Origin of the sequence: Actinoplanes sp. NPDC049316, from assembly GCF_040677315.1 — a bacterium.
Taxonomy (GTDB): Bacteria; Actinomycetota; Actinomycetes; order Mycobacteriales; family Micromonosporaceae; genus Actinoplanes.
In genome coordinates this window covers 16,676-38,874 of sequence record NZ_JBFAQM010000004.1, presented here as the reverse complement: position 1 = coordinate 38,874, position 22,199 = coordinate 16,676, and the positions used below count along the sequence as shown (strand labels likewise).

Annotated in this window: 19 protein-coding genes; 14 read left to right on the top strand and 5 right to left on the bottom strand. The window is 72.3% G+C overall.

Annotated features, from left to right (window positions below):
• Positions 1–202 precede the first annotated feature (202 nt).
• The 13 genes from AB0K03_RS07545 to AB0K03_RS07485 all read left to right on the top strand — a co-directional run bounded on the left by AB0K03_RS07545 (position 203) and on the right by AB0K03_RS07485 (position 16,527).
• Positions 203–1,966 carry a thiamine pyrophosphate-dependent enzyme gene (locus AB0K03_RS07545; protein WP_364681800.1) on the top strand — a complete coding sequence of 588 codons (1,764 nt, stop codon included), beginning with the start codon at positions 203–205 and terminating at the stop codon, positions 1,964–1,966.
• A complete protein-coding gene (locus AB0K03_RS07540; protein WP_364681798.1) occupies positions 1,963–5,046 on the top strand; it encodes an FAD-linked oxidase C-terminal domain-containing protein in 3,084 nt (1,027 codons plus the stop codon). The genes AB0K03_RS07545 and AB0K03_RS07540 overlap by 4 nt, the downstream gene beginning before the upstream one ends.
• Positions 5,034–6,113, top strand: coding sequence for an enolase C-terminal domain-like protein (locus AB0K03_RS07535; protein WP_364681796.1), 1,080 nt, complete (start codon positions 5,034–5,036; stop codon positions 6,111–6,113). The genes AB0K03_RS07540 and AB0K03_RS07535 overlap by 13 nt, the downstream gene beginning before the upstream one ends.
• Before the next feature lie 125 nt (positions 6,114–6,238).
• Positions 6,239–7,543, top strand: coding sequence for an NAD(P)/FAD-dependent oxidoreductase (locus AB0K03_RS07530; protein ID WP_364681794.1), 1,305 nt, complete (start codon positions 6,239–6,241; stop codon positions 7,541–7,543).
• A gap of 9 nt (positions 7,544–7,552) precedes the next feature.
• On the top strand, positions 7,553–8,605 hold the full coding sequence (locus AB0K03_RS07525) for a glucose 1-dehydrogenase (protein ID WP_364681792.1): 1,053 nt from the start codon (positions 7,553–7,555) through the stop codon (positions 8,603–8,605).
• Between the two features lie 15 nt (positions 8,606–8,620).
• Positions 8,621–10,432, top strand: a complete 1,812-nt coding sequence (locus tag AB0K03_RS07520; protein ID WP_364681790.1) for a glycoside hydrolase family 15 protein — start codon at positions 8,621–8,623, stop codon at positions 10,430–10,432.
• A gap of 332 nt (positions 10,433–10,764) precedes the next feature.
• Positions 10,765–11,787: a trypsin-like peptidase domain-containing protein gene (locus AB0K03_RS07515; protein WP_364681788.1), complete on the top strand. Its 1,023-nt coding sequence runs from the start codon at positions 10,765–10,767 to the stop codon at positions 11,785–11,787.
• Between the two features lie 281 nt (positions 11,788–12,068).
• Positions 12,069–13,487 carry a SigB/SigF/SigG family RNA polymerase sigma factor gene (locus AB0K03_RS07510; protein WP_364681786.1) on the top strand — a complete coding sequence of 473 codons (1,419 nt, stop codon included), beginning with the start codon at positions 12,069–12,071 and terminating at the stop codon, positions 13,485–13,487.
• A 97-nt stretch (positions 13,488–13,584) separates the two neighbouring features.
• Entirely contained in the window at positions 13,585–14,046 is a 462-nt protein-coding gene (locus AB0K03_RS07505; RefSeq protein WP_364681784.1) for an SPW repeat protein, read from the top strand.
• Between the two features lie 175 nt (positions 14,047–14,221).
• Positions 14,222–14,719 (top strand): MarR family transcriptional regulator, encoded by a 498-nt coding sequence (locus AB0K03_RS07500; RefSeq protein ID WP_364681782.1) that lies wholly within the window; start codon positions 14,222–14,224, stop codon positions 14,717–14,719.
• An 80-nt stretch (positions 14,720–14,799) separates the two neighbouring features.
• The gene (locus tag AB0K03_RS07495; RefSeq protein ID WP_364681780.1) at positions 14,800–15,504 is read left to right on the top strand and encodes a DUF4142 domain-containing protein; all 705 of its coding nucleotides are present in this window, start codon (positions 14,800–14,802) and stop codon (positions 15,502–15,504) included.
• A 50-nt stretch (positions 15,505–15,554) separates the two neighbouring features.
• Entirely contained in the window at positions 15,555–15,986 is a 432-nt protein-coding gene (locus AB0K03_RS07490; RefSeq protein ID WP_364681779.1) for a response regulator, read from the top strand.
• A 139-nt stretch (positions 15,987–16,125) separates the two neighbouring features.
• On the top strand, positions 16,126–16,527 hold the full coding sequence (locus tag AB0K03_RS07485) for a BON domain-containing protein (protein WP_364681777.1): 402 nt from the start codon (positions 16,126–16,128) through the stop codon (positions 16,525–16,527).
• Between the two features lie 28 nt (positions 16,528–16,555).
• On the opposite strand, the gene AB0K03_RS07480 is transcribed toward AB0K03_RS07485, so the two are convergent.
• The 5 genes from AB0K03_RS07480 to ccsA are packed head-to-tail and all read right to left on the bottom strand — an operon-like array spanning position 16,556 to position 21,030.
• Positions 16,556–17,443 (bottom strand): cytochrome c-type biogenesis protein CcmH, encoded by an 888-nt coding sequence (locus tag AB0K03_RS07480; RefSeq protein WP_364681775.1) that lies wholly within the window; start codon positions 17,441–17,443, stop codon positions 16,556–16,558.
• Positions 17,440–17,994: a redoxin domain-containing protein gene (locus AB0K03_RS07475; RefSeq protein ID WP_364681773.1), complete on the bottom strand. Its 555-nt coding sequence runs from the start codon at positions 17,992–17,994 to the stop codon at positions 17,440–17,442. The genes AB0K03_RS07480 and AB0K03_RS07475 overlap by 4 nt, the downstream gene beginning before the upstream one ends.
• Positions 17,991–19,904: a cytochrome c-type biogenesis CcmF C-terminal domain-containing protein gene (locus tag AB0K03_RS07470; protein ID WP_364681771.1), complete on the bottom strand. Its 1,914-nt coding sequence runs from the start codon at positions 19,902–19,904 to the stop codon at positions 17,991–17,993. The genes AB0K03_RS07475 and AB0K03_RS07470 overlap by 4 nt, the downstream gene beginning before the upstream one ends.
• Positions 19,901–20,299, bottom strand: coding sequence for a cytochrome c maturation protein CcmE (locus tag AB0K03_RS07465; protein WP_364681769.1), 399 nt, complete (start codon positions 20,297–20,299; stop codon positions 19,901–19,903). The genes AB0K03_RS07470 and AB0K03_RS07465 overlap by 4 nt, the downstream gene beginning before the upstream one ends.
• Positions 20,296–21,030 carry a cytochrome c biogenesis protein CcsA gene (gene ccsA, locus AB0K03_RS07460; RefSeq protein WP_364681768.1) on the bottom strand — a complete coding sequence of 245 codons (735 nt, stop codon included), beginning with the start codon at positions 21,028–21,030 and terminating at the stop codon, positions 20,296–20,298. Before ccsA ends, AB0K03_RS07465 begins: the two co-directional genes overlap by 4 nt.
• A gap of 154 nt (positions 21,031–21,184) precedes the next feature.
• On the opposite strand from ccsA, the gene coxB reads away from it, so the two are divergent.
• Positions 21,185–22,192, top strand: coding sequence for a cytochrome c oxidase subunit II (gene coxB / locus AB0K03_RS07455; RefSeq protein WP_364681766.1), 1,008 nt, complete (start codon positions 21,185–21,187; stop codon positions 22,190–22,192).
• Positions 22,193–22,199: the final 7 nt, after the last annotated feature.

The window sequence follows — 22,199 nt, the reverse complement described above, 5'->3', positions numbered from 1 at the left end:
CATGCCGGTTCCGCGGCAGGACGGTGTCCGCACAACTTCGGATGTCGCGAACGCCGGCCACCCGTGATTCCTCGCGGTGATGCCGGCGCAGCACACACCTTCCTTCGCGCGCCGTTTGACGCCGGGTCGCCGGGGTAGGCGCGGCGTCGGTGCCGCGACGCGACGCCGTGTCCGCATCCGGTTGCGACGGAGGGAACGACCAATGCAGGAGATCGTGGGCGAGAGTCTGGCCAAGCGCTTGATCGCGTGGGGCGTGGACACCGTGTTCGGTCTGCCGGGCGACGGCATCAACGGCCTGATGGAGGGCTTCCGCCGCCATGCCGACCAGTTGAAGTTCATCCTCGTGCACCACGAGGAGGCGGCCGCGTTCATGGCCACCGGCTACGCCAAGGCCACCGGCAGGCTGGGGGTGTGCGCGGCGACCTCCGGTCCCGGTGCCATCCACCTTCTCAACGGCCTCTACGACGCGAAACTCGATCACGTGCCGGTGCTGGCGATCACGGGTATGCAGGAGACCTCCCTGCTGGGCTCGCGATATCAGCAGGAGGTCCATCTGGACCGGCTGTACCAGGACGTGGCCGAGTACAACTTGATGATCACCAACCCCCAGCAGATGCCCGGCGTGGTCGATCTGGCGATCCGCAATGCGCTGATCAAGAAGACGGTGTCGCACCTGACGTTCCCGAACGACATTCAGGTGGCGGCGGTGGACGAGGATCCGTACGCACATCCGGCGCCGGGCAGCAAGCCGGTGAGCCTGCCGAACCTGGACCGGCCGCAGCTGCCGCCGGGTGAGCGCGAGCTGCGGGCGGCCGCCGAGGTGCTCAACGCGGCGAGCAAGCCGGCGATCCTGGTCGGCGCGGGCGCGCTGCATGCCCGCGACGAGGTGATCGCCGTGGCGGAGAAGCTGGGCGCGCCGGTGGTCAAGACGCTGCCCGGCAAGGCGGTGGTGCCCGACGACCATCCGGTCACCACCGGTGGTCTGGGGCTGCTCGGCACCAAGCCGAGCGAGGAGGCCATGGAGGAGTGCGACACCCTGCTGATGGTGGGCACGTCTTTCCCGTACGGAAAGTATCTCCCGGAGCCGGGCAAGGTCCGGGTGGTGCAGATCGACTCGGATGCGACGCTGATCGGGTTGCGGCTCCCGGTGGAGGCGCCGATCGCCGCGGACGCGAAGAAGGGCCTGCAGGGCCTGCTGCCGCTGCTCACCGGCGGCGACGGCGCCTTCCTGGCCAAGTACCGCAAGGAGATGGACTCGTGGCGCGCCGACATGACGGCGCTGCAGGACGAGAGCCGCGAGCCCATCGCCCCGCAGTACGTGATGGGTGTCATCGACGAGCTGGCCGCCGACGACGCCATCCTGACCTGCGACTCGGGCACGATCGCGACGTGGTCGGCGCGGCACTGGACGATCCGCGGCGGCCGGGAGTTCTACCTCTCCGGAAACCTGGCGACGATGGCGCCCGGTCTGCCGTACTCGATCGGGATGCAGCACGCCTTCCCGGGGCGGCAGGTCATCGCGTACGTCGGTGACGGCGGGTTCGCGATGCTCATGGCCGACTTCCTCACCGCCGTGCGCCACGAGCTGCCGATCAAGGTCGTCGTCAACAACAACAACTCGTACGGCCAGATCCTGTGGGAGCAGATCATCCTGGGCTATCCCGAGTACGCCGTGCGGCACCGGCAGCCCGAGGCGGACTTCTCCACGTGGGCGCGCGGCTGCGGGGCGTACGGGGTGAAGGTGAACAAGCCCGGCGACGTGCGCAGCGCCATCGCGGAGGCGCTGGCGCACCCGGGGCCGGCGCTGGTGGACGTGGACGTGAACCCGAACGAGCCCCCGATGCCCGGAAAGATCAAGTACGAGCAGGCCAAGCACTTCACCGAGGCGTTCCTGCGCGGCCAGCCGCACAAGGTGGCGACCGTGGCGACCGTGGTCCGCGACAAGATCAACGAGCTGCGGGCATGACCGTCGTCAAGCTCCCCGAACCGGTTGTGCGCACTCCGGACACCGGCGACATCGACGTCGCCGCGCTGGAACGGGACCTGGCGGCCGAGGTGGACGGCGAGGTCCGCTTCGACGCCGGGTCCCGCGGGGCGTATTCGACCGACGCCTCCAACTACCGGCAGGTGCCGCTCGGCGTCGTCGTGCCCCGCACCGTCGAAGCCGGCGTCGCCGCGGTGGCCGTGTGCCGCCGCTACGGCGCTCCCATCACCTCCCGCGGCGGCGGCACCAGCCTCGCCGGCGAGTGCACCAACGTCGCGGTCATCATCGACTGGTCGAAGTACTGCCACCGGCTGCTCGAGGTGGACCCGCAGAACCGGACCTGTCTCGTCGAGCCGGGCATCGTCCTCGACCTGCTCAACGACCAGCTCAGGGAGACCGGACTGGAATTCGGTCCCGAGCCGGCCACCCACAACCACTGCACGCTGGGCGGGATGATCGGCAACAACTCGTGCGGGGCGACCGCGCAGCGCACGGGCAAGGTCGTCGACAACATCGCCGAGCTGGAGGTGCTGCTCTACGACGGCACCCGCATGTGGGTGGGGGAGACCCCGGACGACGAGTACGAGCGGATCGTCGGCGCGGGCGGCCGGCAGGCGGAGATCTACCGGCACTTGCGGGCCCTGCGTGACCAGTACATGGCGCAGATCCGGACCCGGTATCCGGCGATCCCGCGCCGGGTGTCGGGGTACAACCTCGACAGCCTCCTGCCCGAGAAGAACTTCCACGTGGGCCAGGCGCTGGTCGGCACCGAGGGCACCTGCGTCACCGTGCTGCGGGCCCGGCTGAAGCTGGTGCCCGTCGTCAAGGTCCGCAGCCTCGTGATGATCGGCTTCCCCGACGTCGGCGCCTCCGGTGACGCGGTACCGGCCATCCTGCCGCACCGGCCGATCGCCCTCGAGGGGATCGAACACCACCTCATCCACTTCGAACAGGCCAAGCACCTGCACCCCGACGCCCTGCGGTTGTTGCCGGAGGGACGGGCGTACCTGATGGTCCAGATGGGTGGGGAGACCAAGGACGAGGCCGACGCCGCCGCGGACCGGATGCTGGCCTCCCTGCAGCTCGCCCGCGGCGACGAGCGGGTCGCCTTCTTCGACGACGAGCAGCACGAGAAGCAGCTGTGGCTGGTCCGCGAATCCGGCCTGGGCGCCACCGCGCGCGTACCCGGGTTGCCCGACACCTGGCCCGGCTGGGAGGACTCGGCGGTCGGTCCGGACGACCTCGGGGACTACCTGCGCGACCTCCAAGCGCTGTTCGGCAAGTACGGCTACGACCAGACCTCGCTGTACGGCCACTTCGGTCAGGGCTGCGTCCACTGCCGCATACCGTTCGACATGACCACGAGTGACGGCGTCACCGCCTTCCGATCGTTCATGGAGGAGGCCGCTCATCTGGTGACCCGGTACGGCGGATCCCTGTCCGGCGAGCACGGCGACGGCCAGGCCCGCGCGGAGCTGCTGCCGGTGATGTTCGGCGAGGACCTGGTGGAGGCCTTCGGCCGGTTCAAGGCGATCTTCGACCCTGCGGACCGGATGAACCCCGGCAAGGTGGCCGCCCCCAACCCGCTGGACGGTCAGCTGCGGCTCGGCGTGGACTACAACCACGGCGAGGTCGCCACCCACTTCCAGTACCCGAACGACGACGGAAGCTTCAGCCGGGCGGTGCTGCGCTGCGTCGGCGTCGGCAAGTGCCGCCGGCACGGCGGCGGCGTCATGTGCCCGTCGTACATGGCCACCCACGAGGAGGAACACTCGACCCGCGGGCGCGCGCGGCTGCTGTTCGAGATGCTGGACGGCACATCGCGGGGCGGCGCGATCGGCGACGGATGGCGCTCGGAAGCCGTCAAGGACGCCCTCGACCTGTGCCTGGCTTGCAAGGGGTGCAAGGCCGACTGCCCGGTCAACGTCGACATGGCCACGTACAAGGCGGAGTTCCTGTCGCACCACTACGAGGGCCGGCTGCGTCCCCGGGCGCATTACTCGATGGGCTGGCTGCCGGTCGCCGCGGCGGCCGTGGCCGCGACCGCTCCGCGCCTGGTCAACCTGCTCTCGCACGCTCCCGGCCTGGCCTGGGTCGCGAAGAAGGCCGCCGGGGTGGACACCCGGCGCGAGGTGCCGGTCTTCGCGACCGAGACCTTCCAGCAGTGGTTCGCCCGCCGTACACCCCGCGGCAGCGGCGAGCGCGGCGAGGTGGTGCTCTGGCCGGACACGTTCACCAACCACCTCGACCCCGGCATCGCGCGAGCCGCCGTGCGGGTCGTCGAGGACGCCGGATGGCGGGTCGTCGTACCCGAGCAGAAGGTGTGCTGCGGCCTCACCTGGATCTCCACCGGGCAGCTCGACGTCGCCAAGCGCGTGCTGATGCGTACGGTGGAGATCCTGCGCCCGCACCTGCGGGCCGGGCGTCTGATCCTCGGTCTCGAGCCCAGCTGCACCGCGGTGTTCCGCGGCGACGCCGAGGAGCTGTTCCCGCACGACCAGGATGTCGAACGGCTGCGCCGGCAGACCGTCACCCTCGCGGAACTGCTCACCGCGCACACCCCCGGCTGGCGGCCACCGCGGGTCGAGCGCACGGCGCACATCCAGACGCACTGCCACCACCACGCGATCATGGGGTACGCGGCCGACACGAAGCTGCTGGCCGACGCCGGCGTCGACGCCGACATCCTCGACTCCGGGTGCTGCGGCCTTGCCGGCAACTTCGGGTTCGAGGAGGGCCACTACGAGGTGTCGGAAGCCTGCGCCGAACGGGTGCTGCTGCCCGCCGTCCGCGACGCCGCTCCCGGCGACGTGATCCTCGCCGACGGGTTCAGCTGCCGTACCCAGGTCGAGCAGAGCGACTCCGGCGGCCGCCGCGGCGTCCACCTCGCCGAACTTCTGAACGCCGGTCTCGACGGCGACGACGGGACCGGCGTGCCGGAGAAGCGGTGGGCGGACCGCCCGAAGGCGCCGTCGCGTGCGGCGCGCGTCCTGAGCACCGCGGCCATCGCCGGAACGCTGGTCGCCGCGGCCGGGTACGGGGTGCGGCGATGGTCGCGCTGACGGCCGCCGCGTACACCGTCCCTACCGACGCGCCGGAGGGTGACGGGACCATGGCCTGGACGAGCACCACGCTGGTGCTCGTCCAGGCGAGCGACGGGGAGGCCACCGGGCTCGGGTGGACGTACGGCCCGCCGGAGGCCGCGCGGGTGGTCACCGGCCTGCTCGCCGGCGAGGTCACCGACGTCGACCCGGACGACATCCCGGCGGCGTGGGCGGCGATGCAGCGGCGGCTGCGCAACGCCGGGCGACCGGGGATCGGCGGGCTGGCGCTGTCGGCCGCCGACAACGCGCTGTGGGACCTCAAAGCCCGCCGGCACGGGCTGCCGCTGGCCCGGCTCCTGGGCGCGGCACGGCCGGCGGTCCCGGTCTACGGCAGCGGCGGGTTCACCACATACGACGCCGAGCGGCAGCACGCTCAGCTCTCCCACTGGGTCCACGACCAGGGCATCCCCCGGGTGAAGATCAAGATCGGGGAGTCCTGGGGCACCGACGTCGAGCGCGATCTGGCGCGTATGACAGCGGCGCGGAAGACCATCGGAGACGCCCGGCTGTTCGTCGATGCCAACGGCGGATACCAGCGCAAGCAGGCGATCCGGGTGATGCACGCGGCCGCCGACCTCGACGTGCGCTGGTACGAGGAACCGGTCAGCTCCGACGATCTGCCCGGCCTCGGGCTGGTCCGCGACGCCGTCCATCCGGACGTGGCGGCGGGGGAGTACGGCTGGGACCTCGTCTACTTCGCGCGCATGGTCCCGTACGTGGACTGCCTGCAGATCGACGTCACCCGCTGCGGAGGCATCACGGAGTTCCAGCGCGCCGCGGCCGTGGCCGCAGCTCATGGGCTGGAGGTCTCCGGGCACTGCGCACCGCATCAGCACCTGGCCGTCGCGGCGGCGACACCGAACCTGCGGCACCTGGAGTGGTTCCACGACCACGTCCGCATCGAGCGGATGCTCTTCGACGGCGCAGTCGGCGCCGAGGGCGGCACGGCAGCGGTCAACCGGGATGCGCCCGGCAACGGGCTGACGTTCCGGCACGGCGACGCCGAACGGTGGCGCTCGGCGTAGCGGCCGGCCCGAACGATGCGGGACGGGTGAGCAGCCGGCGGAGCTGACCGTCGCTCCGCGTTTCCCCTTCCCGGCACCGGGTAGGCGCGCGTTGTCGTGACCATGACGCGGGAGAGGGGCATCGGATGGCGCGTGCGCGCATCGTTGTCGTCGGAGCCGGATTCGCCGGGTATCAGGCCGCCAGAACACTGCTGCGGCGGGCCCGCGGCGCCGCCGAGGTGGTGCTGCTGAACCCCACCGACTACTTCCTGTATCTCCCGCTGCTGCCGGAGGTCGCCGGGGGCGTCCTGGACCCACGCCGGATCACCGTGCCGCTGACCGGCACCCTGCCGGGGATCCGGCTGGTCCTCGGGCAGGCGGACGATGTCGACGTCGACGCTCGGACCGTGTCCTGGACCGGCCCGGAGGGAGAACGCGGCACGCTGGGCTATCACCGGCTCGTGCTCGCCGCCGGCAGCGTCAACAAGCTGTTGCCGATACCCGGTGTCGCCGACCACGCGCACGGGTTCCGCGGCATTCCGGAGGCGCTGCACCTGCGCGATCACGTGATCCGGCAGGTCGAGCTCGCCGACGCGGCCACCGATCCGGCCGAGCGCGCCGCCCGGCTGACGTTCGTGATCGTCGGTGCGGGCTACACGGGTACGGAGGTGACCGCGCAGATCGAGCTCCTCACGCGCGACGTGCTGAGCCGTCATCCACGGCTGGCCGGCACCCGCCCCCGGTGGCTCCTGCTGGACACCGCCGACCAGGTCCTGCCCGGGATGGACCAGCGGATGTCCGCCACCGCGGAGCGGGTGCTCCGCGAACGCGGCGTCGACGTGCGGATGGGCACGTCGGTCTCCGTGGCCACGGCCACCGGCGTCAAGCTCACCGACGGGCGCTTCGTGGAGTCGCACACGCTCGTCTGGTGCGTGGGTGTCCGTCCCGACCCCCTGGCACAGAGCACCGGGCTGCCGATGGCCGAGGGGCGGCTGCGGGTCGACGAGTACCTGGCCGTACCCGGGCACCCGGAGATTCTCGCGTGCGGCGATGCCGCCGCCGTGCCGGACCCGGCGCACCCCGGCCGGCTGACCCCGATGACCGCTCAGCACGCCGTCCGCCAGGGCCGGCTGGCCGGCGACAACATCGCCGCCTCGTACGGGGTGGGCCGGCGGCGTCCGTACCGTCACCGTGACCTCGGGTTCGTCGTGGACCTCGGCGGCCGGCACGCCGCGGCCAACCCGCTGCACGTGCCGCTGTCCGGTCTCCCGGCGCGGGTGGTCACCCGCGGCTACCACCTGAGCGCCCTGCCGGCGAACCGGTTCCGCACGGCGGCCGACTGGCTGTTCACGGCCGTCGGGTCCCGGCCGGCCGTGCAGTTGGGCCTGGTGCCGGGCCCGGCCGTCCCGCTCGACACCGACGCCCCCGAACTGGCCCACCCGTCCCACTGAGGAGACACCATGCGAGCGTTGACCGTCCGGCCTCTGGCCGCGAATTCCGCCGAAGTCCGCGACGTCCCCGATCCCGAGGCGGCCCCCGGCGAGATGCTGGTCGAAGGGCTGGCGCTGGGCATCTGTGGCACCGACCGGGAGATCGCCGCCGGCGAGTACGGCTGGGCTCCGCCCGGCCGGGAGCGGCTGGTCCTGGGCCACGAGTCGCTGGGGCGGGTCCGTACCGCTCCCCCCGGCAGCGGCTTCACCCCGGGTGACCTGGTCGTGGGGGTGGTCCGGCGGCCGGACCCGGTGCCGTGCGGGGCGTGCGCCCACGACGAGTTCGACATGTGCCGCAACGGCGAGTACACCGAGCGGGGCATCAAGGAGATCGACGGGTACGGCAGCCAGGCCTGGGCCGTCGAGACCGGGTTCGCGGTGAAGCTCGATCCCCGGCTGGAACAGGTGGGCGTGCTGATGGAGCCCACCACCGTGGTCGCCAAGGCCTGGGAGCAGGTCGACAAGGTGGGGGCCAGAGCATGGTTCGAGCCGCGCAGTGTTCTCGTCACCGGCGCGGGACCCATCGGGCTGCTCGCCGCGCTGCTCGGTGTCCAGCGTGGGCTCGACGTGCACGTGCTGGACCTCGCCACCGGCGGGGCCAAGCCGGACGCCGTCAAGGCGCTGGGGGCGCAGTACCACTCCGCCGGCATCGGAGACGTCACCGAGCGGGTACAGCCTGACGTGATCATCGAGGCCACCGGGGCGTCGAGCCTGGTCTTCGAGGCGATGGCCGGCACCGCCTCCTACGGGATCGTCTGCCTGACCGGCGTGTCGCCGGTCGGCCGGAAGATCGCGGTCGACGTGGGTGCGGCCAACCGAGAGATGGTGCTGGAGAACGACGTGGTCGTGGGTTCCGTCAATGCGAACCTGAGCCACTACGCCGCCGCGGCGGACGCGCTGGCCAAGGCGGACATCGATTGGCTGGCACGGCTGATCACCCGGCGGGTGCCGCTGGAACGCTTCGCCGAGGCTCTCGAGGCTCGACCGGACGACATCAAGGTCGTCCTCGACCTGTCCGCCTGAGGGGGGAGACGCGTCATGCCCGGTCCCATCGAGGACTACGCGCTCATCGGGGATCTGCAGTCGGCCGCCCTGATCGGCCGCGACGGGTCCCTCGACTGGCTGTGCCTGCCCCGCTTCGACTCGGCGGCATGTTTCGCGGCGCTGCTCGGCGAGGAGTCCTGCGGTCAGTGGCGCATCGCGCCGGCCGGTGGCGGGACGGCGACCCGCAGATACCGTGGCGACACCCTCGTCCTGGAGACGGAGTGGCGCACGCCCGGCGGCGTCGTGCGGGTGGTGGACTTCATGCCGCCGCGGGGCGAGGCGGCCGATGTGGTGCGGATCGTGGAGGGCCTGTCCGGCGCGGTGCCGATGCACATGGACCTCGTGCTGCGTTTCGACTACGGCCGCGTGGTGCCGTGGGTGCGCCGCCAGGGGCCGGACCTGGGCGCCACAGCCGGTCCGGACGCGGTGTGGTTGCGCACCGACGCTCCTCTGCACGGGCGCGACCGCGCCACCGTGTCGGATTTCACCGTGCGCGAAGGGCAACGGGTGCCGTTCGTCCTCACGTACCAGGTGTCGCACCTGCCGCGCCCGGAACCGGTCGACCCCGTCAAGGCGCTCGCCGACACGGAACGGTACTGGCACGAGTGGATCGGCCGGTGCGACTACGACGGCCGGTGGCCGGACACGGTCCGGCGTTCGCTGATCCTGCTGAAGGCGCTGACGTACGCCCCGACCGGCGGGATCCTCGCCGCGGCGACCACCTCGCTGCCGGAACAGATCGGCGGGCCGCGCAACTGGGACTACCGGTACTGCTGGCTGCGCGATGCCACGTTCACCTTGCAGGCGTTGCTGGGCACCGGCTACGTCGCCGAGGCGAAGGCCTGGCGCGAGTGGTTGCTGCGGGCGGTCGCGGGCGACCCCGCCGATCTGCAGATCATGTACGGCCTGGACGGCACCCGCCGCCTTCCCGAGTACACCGCCGACTGGCTGAGCGGCTATCGCGGCTCCCGGCCCGTCCGGATCGGCAACGCCGCCGCCGGGCAGTTGCAGCTCGACGTCTGGGGTGAGGTGCTCGACGGCCTGCACACGGCCCGGGAGTCCGGCATCGCCGCCACGGACGCCGGGTGGGACCTGCAACGGGCGCTGCTCGACTTCCTCGAGGGTGAGTGGCGGCAGCCGGACAACGGTCTGTGGGAGGTCCGCGGCGACCGGCGGCAGTTCGTGCACTCCAAGGTCATGGCGTGGGCCGGCTTCGACCGGGCCGTCACCGCGGTGGAACGCCGTGGGCTGGACGGTCCGGTGGACCGCTGGCGGTCGGCCCGGGACGAGATCCACGCCGAGGTGTGCGCGAAGGGCTTCGACGCCGACCGCAACACGTTCACCCAGTCGTACGGCTCACCCGCCGTCGACGCCTCCCTGCTGCTGATCCCGCGGGTGGGGTTCCTGCCGGCGGCTGATCCCCGCGTGGCGGGCACCGTCGACGCGGTGCAGCAGGACCTCTGCCGGGACGGCTTCGTGCTGCGGTACCGCCCGGAGCACGACAACGTCGACGGTCTGCCGGGCACCGAGGGTGCGTTCCTGGCGTGCACGTTCTGGCTCGTGGACGCCTTGCACGCGATCGGTCGCCGCGACGACGCCGAACAGTCGTTCGAGCGGCTGCTGAGCCTGCGCAACGACGTGGGCCTGCTGTCGGAGGAGTACGACCCGGAGTCCGGGCATCACCTCGGCAACACCCCGCAGGCTTTCAGCCTGGTGGGCCTCGTGAACTCCGCCCGGCTGCTCAGCGGCACACCGACGCAGACCTCGGCGGACTCCACCGCCCAGCACACCCGCCGGTCCCGGTGACAGCCCCGGAGCGGGCGCGACGGTGCGCAGGCCTGCGCCGGGCGGCCGCACGCATGTCGTGGCACCGGCTGGTGCACGCCGCGGCGTTGATGTGCCTGGCGCCGCTTCTGACTTCGCGCCACGGGGCGGCCGGTGCCGCCGTGGCCGTGCTCGCGGTCGCATACGCCGTACGCCTGGCTCTGCTCGGCTGTCGAGGTGGGCGCCCGGGCGCAAGGACTCGTCGTCGCCGGAATGTCACCGGACCGTCATAGGACCGGCCGTCCGTCACGGAGCCCCCTGGGCAGGACCGCGGCGGCGATGTGCCGTCCCCGTCACACCGAGGAGGAAATCTGATGCGAACGAGGCGACTGGCGGCCGCAACGATGGTCGCGGCGGTGACCGTAGCGGTGAGCGCGGGCTGCACCGACGACTCTCCTCCCGAAGCGACCCCGGCGGCACCGGCATCGGCGGCCGCCCCCACGGACAACGCCATCGTGCACGTCGTATCCGCGGTGGAGCCTTCGGTGGTGACCATCCACACCGGCGAAGGGCTGGGTAGCGGCGTGATCTACCGGGCCGGCGGAGTGATCGTGACCAACGCTCACGTCGTGGGGTCGGCCACCCGGGTCCAGGTGTCCTTCGCCGACGGCACGCAGGTGCAGGGGCAGGTGACCGGGGCGGACGACATCACCGACCTGGCGGTGGTCAAGGTGCCACGCGACGATCTGCCCGCCGTCACCGTCCGCCAGGACCTGCCCAGCCAGGGCGAGACCGCGCTGGCGCTGGGTAGCCCGCTCGGCTTCGAGAACACGGTCACGATGGGCATCATCTCCGGCATCAGCCGCCAGATCCCCGCCTCCACCACCGGCGGCCGCCCGCTGGTGGACCTCATCCAGACGGACGCGCCGATCTCACCGGGCAACTCCGGCGGAGCGCTTCTCGACGCGCAAGGCCGCCTCGTGGGCATCAACGAGGCGTACATCCCGCCGTCGGCGGGCGCGGTGTCCCTCGGGTTCGCCATCCCGGCCAGCACCGTCGTCGACGTCGCCGACCAGCTGCTGAAGAACGGCAAGGTCGCACATCCGTTCCTGGGCGTCGTGCTGACCACGGTGACCCCGCAAGCCGCCCGGGCCCTGGGGATGGACGTGACGGCCGGAGCCCTGGTCCGGCAGGTCCAGCCCCGCAGCCCGGCGGCGACCGCCGGTGTCCGGGCCGGCGACGTGATCGTCGGTTTCCAGAGCACCGGCATCGAGACGGTCGGGGATGTCTACGCCGCGCTGCGCACGGTCAAGCCGGGTGACCGGGTGAGCGTGAAGGTGAACCGGGACGGCACGGTGACCGACCTGCCCGTGACCCTCGGAACCCTGTCCCGCTGAGCCGCACGCGAAAGATCGATCAGACGCGAGGTTTGGCTCTGGTTCGTACGGGAACTGGGCCCCTGCGAAGCTCGCACCCGCGGCGTCGAAACGACGGCGCCATGCGTCCGCAAGGGCGCGCCTGCCGGACGAGCGTGACAGCCGATGTCGCAGCGGCGGCCGCAGCACGGACCGCTTGTCTCCGTCGGCCGGCCGTTCCCGCCCTGGGCGGCCGATTCCCACCTCCTGCGTCGCCGCGCCGAGTGTCGGCAGCGACGTTTTCTGTCCCGCGGAGGAGATGCATGACGATGCACCGTGTCGCTGCCCGGCGCCCGCCCGTTGACGAGGCGGCGTCGCACTCGGCTGTGGACGAGACGGAGCGGATGACCGAAGCCTTGTTCCGCGACCTGCACGAGACGGCGCTCGGCGACGGTGAACGCCGGCGGATCCGCGCCCGCATCGTCGAGCTGAACCTGCCGCTGGCGACCCGGCTGACCCACCGCTACCGCAACCGTGGGCAGGACGCCGAGGATCTCCGGCAGGTGGCCGCGATCGGGCTGCTCAAGGCGGTCGACGGGTTCGACCCGGGTCGGGGCAAGCCGTTCTTCGGCTACCTGATCCCCACCGTGACGGGCGAGGTGAAGCGGCATTTCCGGGACCACGGCTGGGACGTGCACGTCCCGCGCCGCCTGCAGGAACGGTATCTCGCGGTCACGCAGACCCGGGCGGAGCTGACGCAGTCCCTGGGGCACTCGCCCGGCACGGCCGAGATCGCCGCGGTCCTCGGCCTGGCCGAGCGCGAGGTCCTGGAAGCGCTCGGCGCCGCCGCGGTCTATGACGTGGGGTCGCTGAACAAGCGGGTGTCCGCCGACGACGACGCGGGCGAGCGGCAGGAGTTCGTCGGCGCCGAGGACGACGCCCTGCTCTCCCTCTGCGACCGGCTGGCGCTCCGGGATCTGGTGCGTGACCTGCCGGAACGGGATCGGTACATCCTCACCTACTACTTCTTCGCCGGGGCGACGCAGGAACGGATAGCCACCGATCTGGGCATGTCACAGATGAACGTGTCCCGGTTGCTGCGACGCACGCTGGACCGGCTCCGGCTGCACCTCACCGACGCCGCGGAGGTGGCCGCCGAACCTCCGTACGCCGCCGCCGGCATCACCGTGGCCGACACCCGGCAGGCGACCGTGATCACCGCCGCCGGCGAGACGGACACCGCGCTCCTGCGCAAGGCCGTGGTCGATGCCGCGGTCCGGACGGGCCGCGGACGAGTTGTGGTCGACCTGCGGCAGGCCACCGGGGCGGGAGTGGGGATGGCCCAGGCCCTGGTGGGAGCCTATCGGGCTGCCGGGGCGAGCGGCGCCCGCATCGCGGTCGTCAATGTGCCGCCGGAGCTCTTCGACATCCTGTGCCGGCTCGGGGTGACCCGCCTCCTGCCCTGCCGGCCGCTCACCCCGCCGGCCGTCCGCCCGGTCGCGGTTCCCGGCGGAGGCGCAGCTCCGCAGAGGACTGTGCCCTCGGCGGCGTCCGCGGGGCGCAGGCAGTCCTGGGGCCATGCGGAGACGGTCGTGACGCTCGCTGGAGAGTGGGCGCCGGGCCGGCCACGCGTTGGCGCGCCTGAGGACGTCAGCAGCAGTCCTCTGCCGGTCCGGCACTGCCGGGAAGCCCGCTGGAGGCCGTTGTCGGCACCGCGCCGTGTCCGGGCCCGCGCCCCGTGACCCGGACACGCCGAAATGCCTGCCCGCATCGGAGTGGGTGAGGACCGGCATGGGGTAGGCGGCCCGTACGCGATCCTTCTCCATGGAGGTGAGAAGAATGACCGAAACATCGCGGTACGGCACCACGATGGTCACGCATCCCGACCTCGTCGAGATGCAGGCCCGCTACGAACGGGCGTCCGCCAGCGGCCCCGCCGTGATCACCGACGGGCTCGTCCTGCTCGCCGGCTTGTGGCTGGCGATCTCGCCGTGGGTGATCCACTTCAACGCGACCGCTCCCGATGTGGCCCGGAGCAACCTGATCCTGGGCATCGCCGTCGCCGTGGTGGCGCTGGGGCTGACCCTCATGCCGCAGCGCATGGTGCGGCTCAGCTGGGCGACCGCCGTCATCGGCGGCTGGATCGTGGTCTCGCAGTGGGTGATCCAGCAGTCCGGCAGCTCCACCGGAATCGTGCTGAACAACGTCATCACGGGGGTCGTCGTCCTGCTGCTCGGTGTCGCGGCGGCGATGATCCTGACGAGGGGTTCCCGCTCGTCCGGAGCCCGTCGCGGCGCCTGACGCCGTATCGATCGCGAACAGGTGGAGCCGGTTCTCCGGCTCCACCGCCTGCGCGCCCCGGCCGGCGTCGGTCTCGCGGCCGTCCGTGTGCCGGCCATCCGCTCCGTCTCGTCATCAGCCGAGTGCGACGCCGTCCCGCGCGGGGCGCGGCGGGCCGCTGTGTCAGAGTGAAGCCATGACGGTTTCCGCCGCCGGGCCGCGCGACGAGGCCGAACAGCAGGTCACCGCCGCGTTGCTCGCCCTCAGCCGGGTGTTCGTCGGTCTCGCGGCCCGGTCGCTGTCCGGTCTCGACGAGGACGTCACGCTCGGCCAGTTCCGCACGCTCGTCGTGCTCGTCTCCCGGGGCCCGCAGCGCATCACGGACCTGGCCCAGGAGCTCGCCGTGACGTCGTCGACCGCCACCCGGATGTGTAACCGGCTGGTCCGCAAGGGGCTGGTCGCCCGCCGCAACCGCGACGACGATCGCCGGGCCGCCTGGGTGACGCTGACACCCGCGGGGCGTGACCTGATCGGCGAGGTCATGCGGCGCCGGTCGGCCGAGATCGGCGCCCTGGTGGCGGAGCTGTCGATGACCCGGCCGATCGCCTTCGCCGCGGTGATCGACGCGCTCGTGGAGGCCTCCGGCGAGCTCACCGACGCGCAATGGTGGCGGCGCTGGGCCGAGTCCGTGTGACCGGCACCGAAAAATACGTGCACATGTGAACCAATTCCGGCCCGCGTGCGTATCCCACCCCGAGATCCTCGGAGGTGCTGATGAAACGCCTGTTCGCCGTCCTTGCCGCCGTCGCCGTGCTGGTCGCCGTACCCGCCGGTGCCGCGACGGCCGCGCCCGGCGGCCCGACCCAGTTGAACGCCGCGGACATGCTGCTGCTCAACGGGGTGCGCCAAGCCGGCCTCTGGGAGATCCCGGCCGGTCAGATGGCCGCCACCCGGGGAGGGTCGGCCCAGGTGCGCAAGGTCGGTCAGATGATCGCCGACCAGCACGTCGAACTGGACCGGCTCGTGGTCGACGCGGCGAACAAGCTGGGCGCCACGATCCCGGCCACCCCCACCACCCAGCAGCAGGGGTGGCTCACCGAGATGCAGAACAACCGCGGCCGCCAGTTCGACCAGATCTTCGTGACGCGGCTGCGCAACGCCCACGGCAAGATCTTCCCGGTGATCGGAGCGGTGCGGGCCGCAACCCGTGATCCCATCGTCCGTGAGCTGGCCGACCAGGCGAACACCTTCGTCATGAACCATATGAAGATGCTCGAGAGCACCGGTCTGGTGCGCTACGAGATGCTCGCGCCGGCCGCCCTTCCCGCCGCGCAGGACACCTCCGGGCTGGCACTGGCCCGGGCGAACACCGGCGTCACGCCGCCCGTCGAGCCCGCGATCCTGTGGGTGGTGCTGGCCGCGATGGTCGCCCTGGGGGTGGGCACCGGGATCCGGCTGTACGTCCGTACCCGCTCGTAGGGTTATCATCGGGCCTTTCCGTGCACTCATGCACCTATCCGGGAGGCTCGGTGAGTCCTGCGACGGTCGAGTTCCTCTTGGTCCAGGATGATCCCGCGGAGGAGCTCTATCTCCGCGAGACGTGGGAGACACACAAGGTCCTCAATCGCGTCCACGCCGTGCACGACGCGCGCCGGGCCCTGGCTTTCCTGCGGCGGGAGCCGCCGTACGAGGCCGCGCCGGCCCCGGACGTCGTGCTGCTCGATCTCAGCCTGCCGGGCCACGACGGGCGGTATCTGCTGCGGTGGCTGCGGGATCACCCGCCGACCCGGGAGCTCCCGGTGATCGTTCTCGTCGACTCCCCGGCCGCGGAGCGGATCGTCCGGCGCGAAGCGTTGCCGGTGCAGGGCTATGCGGCCAAGCCGGTCGACTTCACCTGCCTGGCCGGCATCGTCCGGGCCCTGGAATCCACCGCCTTCTGCGTGGTGACCCGGCCGTCATGACGCCACCGAGGACCGTCACACAACTGTCATGCGGGTGCAGGAACCCTGCGATGTGCCGGTGCGAGCCTGTCTCCCTGTGGCCCGGGCGCTGGCCGGCGCGTTCCCGGCCCGCCCGATCGATCGGACCGAGGAGCCTGCCATGACCCCCTGCTCTCCCGGACCCGGGGACGACTTCGACGGAACCGGACGCCGGGACGACGCCGGCGTGCACGACCTCTGGGCCGACTTCGAACGCGGCTATCTCTGGGACGAGTTCAAGGTGCCGGAACCCTGGGAGGAGCCCGATGACCGGCACGCCTGGGACGACTCGGAGGACGAGTGGGACGAGTCGGACCTGCGGTTGGTGCACCGGGTCGCCGACGGGCTGGTGGCCGACACGCAGATCCGCGGCCGTCACGTCCAGGTGACCGTCCAGAACGGCGTCGTGATCCTCGAGGGCGCCGTGGACACCGCGGAGGTCCGCGAGGCCGCCGGTCGCCGCGCCTGGGAGACGCCCGGCGTGCACGACGTCTGCAACATGCTGATGACCGACGACTGGTGAGCCGCCGGGCGCCCCGCTCCGCGACGGCTCAGGACTTGGCCAGCAGCCGGCGGACCTCGGGGACGGCCGGATCGTCCGGCGCCGCCTTCAGGAAACGGCGCAGGGTCGCCGTCGCGTCCGGCGAGCCGGTCGCCCGCTGGGCCAGCCCGAGGATGAGCAGGGCCTCGGTGCTGCCGGGGGAGTCGCGCAGCACCTCCCCGGCCGTGGTGGCTGCCTCGGCCGCCCGGTCGGACCGCAACAGAGTGAACGCCAGCCGCAGCCGCGTACGGTCGTCCGGCTGTTGCGCCACCACGTCGCGGTACACCTCGGCCGCCTCGGCGTACCGGCCCTGATCCTCCAGCGACCGCGCCAGCGTCAGCAGCGACGACGTGGCGTCCGCCGCCCGGGCCGGCCGATCGGTGTTCCCGCGCTCGGGACTGGTGAACGCGACCACGGCGACCAGGGCGATGACGGCGACCGCCACCGCATCCCACGTCCGCGCCCGCCCGGTCCGCGGTGATGGTGCCGTGTCCGGCTCTCCTCGCGCCGGCTCCGCGGGCCGGCGGCGTCGTTGCCGGACGACGAGGAAGGCGACCGCGCCGACGGCGAGCGAAGGCAGCACCCAGAGGAGGATCCCGATGCCGTCGTAGCCGGGCTCGGCGAGGACACCCGTGCCGTATCGGTCCACGAAGAACCGGCGTATCTGGCCGGGACTGCGGCCGGCGGCGAGCTGCTGCTCGATGGTGTCGCGCATGGCGGCTGCCATCGGGGACTGCGACCGGGCCACGGACTCGCCCTGGCACGCGGGGCAGAGCAGCTGGTCGGCGATGCTGTGGGCGGTCTCCGGGCGTGGTGCGGCAGAGCGCCACAGGGCCGCCCCGGCCGCCGCCAGCAACACGGCGGCCACGCCGAGCAGGAGCAGACGGCGCAGCCTCATGAAGCCAGCAGCGGCGGGATCCGCTCCTCCAGCCAGGCGGCGTCCACCGCGCCCTGCGCCCACCATCGCACGTGCCCGGTCCGGTCCACGACGAACGTCTCGGGGACCCCGCGGGCACCCCACGCCACGGCTACGGTACCTCGCGGGTCCGCCACACTGCGTAGGTCCGGGATGCCCAGCTCGCTGAGCAGCCCCAGAGCCGACTCGGCGTTGTCCCGGATGTCGATGCCCACGACCTCGAGCCCCTCGGCCGACCAGCGCCGCTGGGCGCCGGCCAGCACCGGCAGCTCCGCACGGCACGGATCGCACCATGACGCCCACACGTTCACCAGCACCACCTTGCCCCGCAGCGTGGTCAGGTCGAAGGCCGCACCGGTCAGGGTCCGCCCGCTGAGCCCGGGCGCCGTCCCGCTGCGTGCCTGCGTCACCGGGCCCGTCGCCGACGGTTCCGGAGCATCGGACGCCCGGCCCATGCCGGACGCCAGGGTGATGCCCAGCGACACCACCGCGGCCGTCGCCAGCAACGCGCCGACGACCCGCCGCCTGCTCATGCCGTACCCACAGACACGGGAACCTCCGGCGCCGGGGTGGCGGTGCGGCGTCGCGACGGTGTCCGTACGGTGGCCGCCAACGCGCCGAGAGCCGTCATGCCGCCGCCGAGCCAGACCAGCCACACCAGCGGGTTCACGGCCAGCCGTACGGTGGCGCCTGATCCGTCGGGTGCAGCGCCGAGCACGGTGGCGTAGACGTCGCCCGTGACACCGGAGCGGATGGCCGGCACGCTGACGGTCAGATCCCGGGCAGGGTAGTAGCGCAACTGCGGCTCGCTGGTGCCACCGGCCTCACCGCCGAGGGTGAGGCGGACCCGGACCCTCATCCCGCTGTCCGCACCGAGGCGGTCCACGGTGTCCAGCCGGGCCGTCACACCGCCGGCGTTGAGGCTCTCACCGACGCGCAGCTGCCGCTCCGTGCTGACCGTGTAGGCGGACGACGCGGCGACTCCCACGGCGACGATCGCGATCCCGGCGTGCGCCGTCATCCAGCCGTACCGCCGCAGGCCGCCGGGCCGTCGGATCAGCGCCTGGGCGAGTCCGGTGAGGACGTACGCCCCCAGCGCGAAAGCCGCGAGCGCGAGCACTCCGGGGCGGCTGAGGAGGCCGACGACCGCCGCGGCGGCGAGACCGGCCAGCGCTGGTGTCCGCAGGTCCCGCAGGTCGGCGGTGCGGCCGGGGCGGAGCAGCGGCGCGAGCCCCATCAGCAGCAACACGACCAGCGCGACGGGCACCGCGGCCCGGTTGAAGTAGCCCGGCCCGACGGCCGCCTGATGGCCCTGCACCGCCTGGACCAGCAACGGGAACAGCGTGCCGGTGAGCACGATCGCCGCGATCGCCACCATGAGGACCGCGTTCCCCGTCATCACGGACTCGCGGGCCAGCAACGGCGACGGCTGCGTTCCGGCGGCCACGCCCGACCGCCACACGAGCAGACCGAGCACCACCGTGACGCTGAGCAGGACGAAACCCAGCAGCATCGGGCCGAGCGGCGACGCCGTGAAGGTGTGCACGCTGGCCACGGCGCCGGAGCGGGTGAGGAAGGTGCCCACCAGCACCAGCAGGAAGCTCCCGCACGCGAGCGCGATCGTCCAGGAGCGCAGGGCGGGCGTACGGCGCCCCGCCGACAGGGTGTGCAGCAGCGCGGTGGCGGTCAGCCAGGGCAGCAGGGATGCGTTCTCCACCGGGTCCCAGGCCCAGTAGCCGCCCCAGCCCAGGACCGCGTACGACCACCAGGCGCCCAGCGTGATGCCGCCGGTGAGCAGGGCCCAGGAGACGAGGGTCCAGTGGCGGACCACGGCGACGGACAGCCGGTCGGCGCGGCCGGCGAGCAGGGTGGCCATCCCGTACGCGAAAGGCACGACCAGTCCGATGTAGCCGGCGTACAGCAGCGGGGGGTGCACGCCCATGGCGGGGTGTTCCCGCAGCAGCGGGTTGGGCCCGGGACCGTCGGCGGGCACCGGTGAGACGGACGCGAACGGGTTGGCGGCGAAGTACGTCAGCGCGAAGAAGAACACGGCCACCACGCCGATGACGGCCATCGCGTACGGCTGCAGCGGGCCGGCGCGCTCGGGGCGGCGACTGCCCACCAGCACCGCGCAGCCGGCCAGCACGAGCAGCCACAGCAACAGCGAGCCGTCGAGCGCCGCCCACAGGCTCGTGACCGTGTAATACAGCGGAACGTCACGGCCGCCGTTCTCGGCCACGTACCGGACGCTGAAGTCGTGCCCGACGAGTGCCACCTCGAGCACACCGCAGGCCAGAACGGCCATGGCGAGGGTGGCCCACGTCGCGGCGCGTGCCGGGCGGGCGGAGACGCCGAGCAGGGCGACGCGGGCCCAGAGCAGGGCGGTCGCGACCGCCGCGACCAGCCCGGCGCCCAGCGCGAGTTCTCCGAGCCGGCCGGTCACGGGCTGCCCTGCCCGCCCGCCTGGGCGGGGCGGTACTCGTTGCCGTGCTTGGCCATCACCGTGTCGGACCGGAAGACCCCGTGGGCGTCCAGCGTGCCCTCCACCACGGCCTCCTGGCCCTCGCGCAGCGTGCCCGGCAGGTCGGCGACCTGTTCCACCGCGATCTCGGTGGTGCCGTCGCCGATGCGGAACCGGGTCAGCCCGCCGTCGGTACGCAGCGAACCCGGCACGACCTCGCCGCCGAGTCGGACCCGCTCGTGGGTGGAGGTGTGCCCGGCGACCTCGCTGGGAGAGCGGTAGAAGGTCAGCGTGTTCTGCAGGCCCGCGGCGACCAGCAGGGCGACGCCCGCCACCACGATCAGGAGCAGCAGCGCACGGCTGCGCCGCGGTGTCACGGACGCCCCGCCGGGACGGTTCGCCTCGCCGGCGTCCGTACGCCCGCACGCAGCTCGAGGACGGCCAGCCGGCGCAGGAACAACCAGGCCGCGGTGACCGTGCACGCGGCAACGCAGAGCAGCAGGGTGGCCAGCATGACGGTGTCGATCGGCGGGCTCGCGCTCGGCGCCAGCACGGTGGCCTGCTGGTGCAGGGAGCGCCACCACACGACGGAGAAGTGCACCACCGGGATCATCACGAAGCCCGCCGCGCCCAGCCAGGCGGCCCGCCGGGCGCCGCGGTGCGGATCCCCCTCGGCGCCCCGCACGGTCACCTGGGCGGCGTAGATCAGGAACAGGACGATCGTGCTGACGATCCGGGGATCCCAGGCCCACCAGACGCCCCAGGTCGCCCGGCCCCAGACCGTGCCCACGGCGAAGGTGACGACGGTGGCGCCCAGCCCGATCTCCGCGGCGGCTCGCGCCGCCCGGTCCCACCGGGGGTCGGACCAGATCAGGTAGGCGCCGCTGCTGACGAGCACCGCGAAGAACGCGAGGTACGCCGTCCAGGCGGTGGGCACGTGCAGGTACATCAGACGTTGCGCCTGGCCCTGAACGGCGTCGGCGGGTGCGACGGTCAACGCGGCGACCACGCCCGCCACGCCCAGTCCCGCCGCTCCCCAGCCGAGGTTGCGCCGGTCCCGGGTCGCACGGCGGCCGTCGAGCAGGGGCGTCGGCAGATTGTTCGGCATGTGTGCTCCTCCGCAGGAAACGGTGGCGCGCGCTTGCCCGGAGGACGGGCCGTCAAACCATCAGCAAGCTGAGATCTTGCGGCGAATTTCGCCCGCGCGGCGTTTGACGCCCACGGTTGAGGGCAAGCGCGCCCCGCTGACGAAGGGAGATCGGATGGGGCAGAGCCACCCACGACAGCGCCCGTGGCGGCTGTCGATCGTGCTCTTGTCGCTGTTGCTCGCGGGGTGCGCCCGGCAGCAACAGTCGACCCTGCACGCGTCCGGCGCCGGGGCGCAGCGCATCGAAGGACTCTGGTGGCTGCTCTTCTGGATCTCGATGGCCGTCTTCGCCGAGGTCATGCTGATCCTGGGCTGGGCGCTGTGGCGGCGCCGCCGGGCCACCGCCAGGATCAAGGGCGGGGATGCGATCGGCGCGATCACGGTGCTCGGCGTCGCCGTCCCGCTCGTCATCCTTGTCGCCGCGTACGGGCTCGGCCTGCGCGACCTGAACGCGCTCGCCGCTCCCGGCCAGAAGCCGGACGTGACCGTGGAGGTCATCGGGCACCAATGGTGGTGGGAGATTCACTACCCGGACAGCGCCGGAGCGGTGACCGCCAACGAGATGCACATCCCGGTCGGGGAACCGGTCAGGGTGCGGTTGCGGACCGCGGACGTGCAGCACAGCTTCTGGGTGCCGCAGTTGATGCCCAAGACGGACCTCATCGCCGGCAAGGTGAACGAGACGTGGTTGCAGACCGACCGCGCCGGCACCTACCGGGCCCAGTGCGCGGAGTACTGCGGCAAGCAGCACGCGTTCATGGCCCTGCGGGTCGTCGCTGAGCCCCGTACCGCCTTCGACGCCTGGGTGGCCTCCACCGCTCAGCCCGCCACCGGCACGCTGACCGCGGCGCAGCAGCGGGGCCGTCAGGTGTTCGAGCAGAGCTCGTGCGCCTCCTGTCACACGATCCGTGGCACCTCCGCGGTGGGCGAGGTCGGACCGGACCTCACCACGATCGGCTCGCGGTGGAGCATCGGCGCGGGGGCGGCGCCCAACGACGCGGGCCACCTGGGCGGCTGGATCGTCAACTCGCAGACCATCAAGCCGGGCAACGCGATGCCGCCGCAGCCCGTCGCCGCGCAGGATCTGCAGGACCTGCTGTCGTACCTGCAATCGCTGAAGTAGGGAGCGC

What these genes read in the sequence shown, in the direction of transcription:
- AB0K03_RS07545 (WP_364681800.1), top strand. Translation starts at nt 203, where the DNA reads ATGCAGGAGATCGTGGGCGAGAGTCTGGCCAAGCGCTTGATCGCGTGG.
- AB0K03_RS07540 (WP_364681798.1), top strand. Translation starts at nt 1,963, where the DNA reads ATGACCGTCGTCAAGCTCCCCGAACCGGTTGTGCGCACTCCGGACACC.
- AB0K03_RS07535 (WP_364681796.1), top strand. Translation starts at nt 5,034, where the DNA reads ATGGTCGCGCTGACGGCCGCCGCGTACACCGTCCCTACCGACGCGCCG.
- AB0K03_RS07530 (WP_364681794.1), top strand. Translation starts at nt 6,239, where the DNA reads ATGGCGCGTGCGCGCATCGTTGTCGTCGGAGCCGGATTCGCCGGGTAT.
- AB0K03_RS07525 (WP_364681792.1), top strand. Translation starts at nt 7,553, where the DNA reads ATGCGAGCGTTGACCGTCCGGCCTCTGGCCGCGAATTCCGCCGAAGTC.
- AB0K03_RS07520 (WP_364681790.1), top strand. Translation starts at nt 8,621, where the DNA reads ATGCCCGGTCCCATCGAGGACTACGCGCTCATCGGGGATCTGCAGTCG.
- AB0K03_RS07515 (WP_364681788.1), top strand. Translation starts at nt 10,765, where the DNA reads ATGCGAACGAGGCGACTGGCGGCCGCAACGATGGTCGCGGCGGTGACC.
- AB0K03_RS07510 (WP_364681786.1), top strand. Translation starts at nt 12,069, where the DNA reads ATGACGATGCACCGTGTCGCTGCCCGGCGCCCGCCCGTTGACGAGGCG.
- AB0K03_RS07505 (WP_364681784.1), top strand. Translation starts at nt 13,585, where the DNA reads ATGACCGAAACATCGCGGTACGGCACCACGATGGTCACGCATCCCGAC.
- AB0K03_RS07500 (WP_364681782.1), top strand. Translation starts at nt 14,222, where the DNA reads ATGACGGTTTCCGCCGCCGGGCCGCGCGACGAGGCCGAACAGCAGGTC.
- AB0K03_RS07495 (WP_364681780.1), top strand. Translation starts at nt 14,800, where the DNA reads ATGAAACGCCTGTTCGCCGTCCTTGCCGCCGTCGCCGTGCTGGTCGCC.
- AB0K03_RS07485 (WP_364681777.1), top strand. Translation starts at nt 16,126, where the DNA reads ATGACCCCCTGCTCTCCCGGACCCGGGGACGACTTCGACGGAACCGGA.
- AB0K03_RS07480 (WP_364681775.1), bottom strand. Translation starts at nt 17,443, where the DNA reads ATGAGGCTGCGCCGTCTGCTCCTGCTCGGCGTGGCCGCCGTGTTGCTG.
- AB0K03_RS07475 (WP_364681773.1), bottom strand. Translation starts at nt 17,994, where the DNA reads ATGAGCAGGCGGCGGGTCGTCGGCGCGTTGCTGGCGACGGCCGCGGTG.
- ccsA (WP_364681768.1), bottom strand. Translation starts at nt 21,030, where the DNA reads ATGCCGAACAATCTGCCGACGCCCCTGCTCGACGGCCGCCGTGCGACC.
- coxB (WP_364681766.1), top strand. Translation starts at nt 21,185, where the DNA reads ATGGGGCAGAGCCACCCACGACAGCGCCCGTGGCGGCTGTCGATCGTG.